Origin of the sequence: Burkholderia sp. LMG 13014, assembly GCF_905232215.1 — a bacterium.
GTDB lineage: Bacteria > Pseudomonadota > Gammaproteobacteria > Burkholderiales > Burkholderiaceae > Burkholderia.
In genome coordinates this window covers 1-3,190 of record NZ_CAJNKE010000647.1, presented here as the reverse complement: position 1 = coordinate 3,190, position 3,190 = coordinate 1, and the positions used below count along the sequence as shown (strand labels likewise).

The 3,190-nt window shown below is 63.8% G+C and carries 2 protein-coding genes; one reads left to right on the top strand and one right to left on the bottom strand.

The window, feature by feature from the left end:
• The coding region (locus JYJ84_RS32455; protein WP_205189978.1) for an LEA type 2 family protein at window positions 1-298 on the bottom strand (298 nt) is incomplete at its 3' end.
• Between the two features lie 641 nt (window positions 299-939).
• Here JYJ84_RS32455 and JYJ84_RS32450 point away from each other — a divergent pair.
• A complete protein-coding gene (locus JYJ84_RS32450) occupies window positions 940-3,108 on the top strand; it encodes a M1 family metallopeptidase (protein WP_122944343.1) in 2,169 nt (722 codons plus the stop codon).
• The last annotated feature ends 82 nt before the right edge of the window (window positions 3,109-3,190 follow it).

Genomic DNA, 3,190 nt, shown 5'->3' with positions numbered 1-3,190 from the left:
CGCCGAAACGCGGCACGGTGCCCGAGCGATCGCTGACGCCGCTCGCGAACGGCGTGCCGTTCAGGTCGAGCGCGACCGAGATGCCGTCGTATTCGATCGGCGCGTCGTTCGGGTTCTGCACGCGCAGCTTCAGGCTGAAACGCATCTCGAGGCCCTGCCCGACGAGCGGGTCGAGCCCGGCGACCGACACGCGCACGGGATCGCGCGTCAGCCCCGCGCAACCGCCAAGCAGGAGCACGGCGGCGAACAGCAACAGCACGGCGCGCAGCGGCGCGATACGGAACAGGGCTCGTGGCATGGAAGGCCTCCTCGCGGCAATCGGTGAGCGGATCGTCGCTGCATTGTACCGAGCGCGCACCCATACGCCGGGATTCGTAGTTTTCGCAGTCACGCGAGATCGTTAATAGATTAAAACTACGAAAACACCAGCCAAACGGAAAGCGCATTAATGCTTTCCAGCATTCAATGAAGCACGCTGAATTCAATAGATGCAATTTCTAAATTTTTCGTTTCCTTTACCTAAAACCATCAAGTATATTTACGCATCCTTCGAGCAAGCCGACAAACCTTGAAGTCGCATGACGGTGATTTTACGGAACGGCGACACGCCATCCTGCCATCCTGCGACCAGGCCCGGCCAGCCCTGTAGGTCGTCTGTTCAAGGAGATTGCACGCCCGCACCGGGCGGGCGGCTCCGTGTCGTGCGCGCGAAATCAATTCAGTACAACACGCGCCCGGCCATTTTGAACCGGCAAGTTAACCGACATCCGGAAATCCAGAGGGGACAGTAAACCATGATTACCTTCACGTAGTCGGCCGCCGTCTTTTCGAATAATCCGTCATTGGCATTTTCATCGCTGTTGATTAACGGCGAGGGGATTGCTTTTGCCGGCGTTTTCGCAGCACTGAACGATTCTTTCAACAATCGAGGTTTCAGTCATGTCGATCGACATTCGCAAGATGCGTTATCTGCCGCTCGTCGCCGCACTCGCGCTCGCCGGGTGCGGCGGTGACGACGGTGGCCCGGGCTCGGCTTCCGCGCTCAGCTCCGCCGGCGCGCCGCAATCGGGCTCGTCGCCCACCGTCACCGCGCCGCCGAGCGCATCCAACGTCGACAAGAGCGTATCGCCCGTCGAGTTGCCGGACACCGTGGTACCCGTGAACTACCGGCTGTGGTTCCGCCCGAACGACGCGCTGAACGGGTTCGACGGCCGCGCCGACGTCGAGATCAAGGTGCTGAAGCCGGTCAACAACATCGTGATCGCCGGCCACCGGATCAAGTTCACGAACGGCCGCATCACGCTGCAGCCGGGCAACATCCAGCTGATCGCGACGCCGCAGGACAAGGGTGACTACTATCAGTTGCGCCCCGTGAGCGGCTCGATCTCGCCGGGCAACTATTCGCTGCACATGGAGTGGTCGGGCATCATCAACTTCAAGTCGTATGACGATCCGGTCGCGAAGACGGGCGGCAGCTGCGGCGACGATCCGTATCCGGGCTGCTCGGCCGCGGAAGGCATCTTCCGTGTCGACCTGAAGGGCACCGACGGCAAGACGAGCGGCGCGATCCTGACGCAAGGCGAAACCAACCTGTCGCGCCAGTGGTTCCCCGGCTGGGACGAGCCGGCATTCCGCCCGACCTATGAAGTGACGGCCGAAGTGCCGCAGAGCTGGCGTGTCGTGTCGAACGCGGCCGAGAAGCCGTCGACCAACGTCGGCGGCGGCTACAAGCTCGTGCAGTTCGAGAAGACCCCGCCGATGCCGTCGTACCTGCTGTTCTTCGGCGGCGGCCTGTTCGACACCTTCGAGGACGACTTCACGAGCCCGCTGCCGGGCGGCAAGGGCGGCCTGCACCTGCGCGTGTTCACGCCGCCGGGCATGAGCGACTGGGCGAAGCCGGCGATGGACCGCACCAAGCAGGCGCTCGACTTCTACTACCGCTACACGGGCATCCCGCTGCCGCTCACGAAGTTCGACACGGTGGCCGCGAACGACGCGTTCAAGGCGCAGAAGGACCTGAACTTCGGCGGGATGGAGAACTGGGGGTCGATCCTCGAGTTCGCCGACGACATCCTGCCGCAGCCGGGCCAGCCGATGTCGCACTACGGCAACGAGGTGCTGACGCACGAAGTCGCGCACCAGTGGTTCGGCGATCTCGTCACGGCCGACTGGTGGGACAACGTGTGGCTCAACGAGTCGTTCGCGACGTTCTTCGAGACGAAGACGACGATCCAGTTCTTCCCCAACGAGTTCAGCTGGCTCGACCAGGTGAAGAACAAGTACCGCGTGATCAATCGTGACATCGGCCCGAACGCGTTCCCGGTCGCGCCGAACTTCAACGGCTGGGCGTCGAACGACTTCGTGCTGAGCGCCAGCGCGTTCACGTACGACAAGGGCGGCCACGTGCTGAAGACGCTCGAGAACTATCTCGGCGAACAGACGCTGCGCAAGGGTCTGCAGCAGTACCTGGTCGACTACTCGTTCGGCAACGGCACGCCGAAGCGCCTGTGGGATGCGCTGTCGAAGGAAAGCGGCCAGGCGATCGGCGCGATCGGCGACAGCTACGTCCGCCAGACCGGCGTGCCGCTGATCTCGCTCGACACGCAGTGCGACCTGACGAAGAACCAGACGGTCGTCACGCTGAAACAGCAGCCGTTCCCGAACAAGAACGCGTATCCGGGCCTGCAGTGGACGGTGCCGATCACGCTCGCGTATGGCCAGGGTCTCGCGAAACGCACGACGCTCGCGCTGAAGGATACGCAGACGCAAACGCGCGTCGACGGCTGCACGGGCGTGGTGGCCGACCCGAGCGGGCTCGACTACTACGTCGTGAACTACAGCGACGCGGCCTGGAGCGGGCTGCTCACGCAGGTCAACCGCTCGACCGATCCGGTGCTGCTGTCGAACCTGCAGAGCGAGGCCGCGCTGCTCGTCGCGAACAACCTCGCGCCGGCGTCGCGCTCGACGTCGATCGGCTCGGTCGCTTCGCCGGCTGCCATGAAGCTGCGCCAGACCCCGACCTTCGGCGGCATCGAGCCGGTGACGAAGGAACGCCCGGCACTGCAATACCAGGGCATCTTCAAGCCGCGCAAGGTAGTGACGCAGTAAAGGTGCGCATCCGGCCGGTGCCGCGCAGCCCGCGGCTGCCGGCCGGCGTACCGGCTTCTCCGACCTTTGACGGGCCTCGCGA

Excerpts from the sequence above, each read along its gene's own strand:
- JYJ84_RS32450 (WP_122944343.1), top strand. The coding sequence starts at position 940 with ATGTCGATCGACATTCGCAAGATGCGTTATCTGCCGCTCGTCGCCGCA.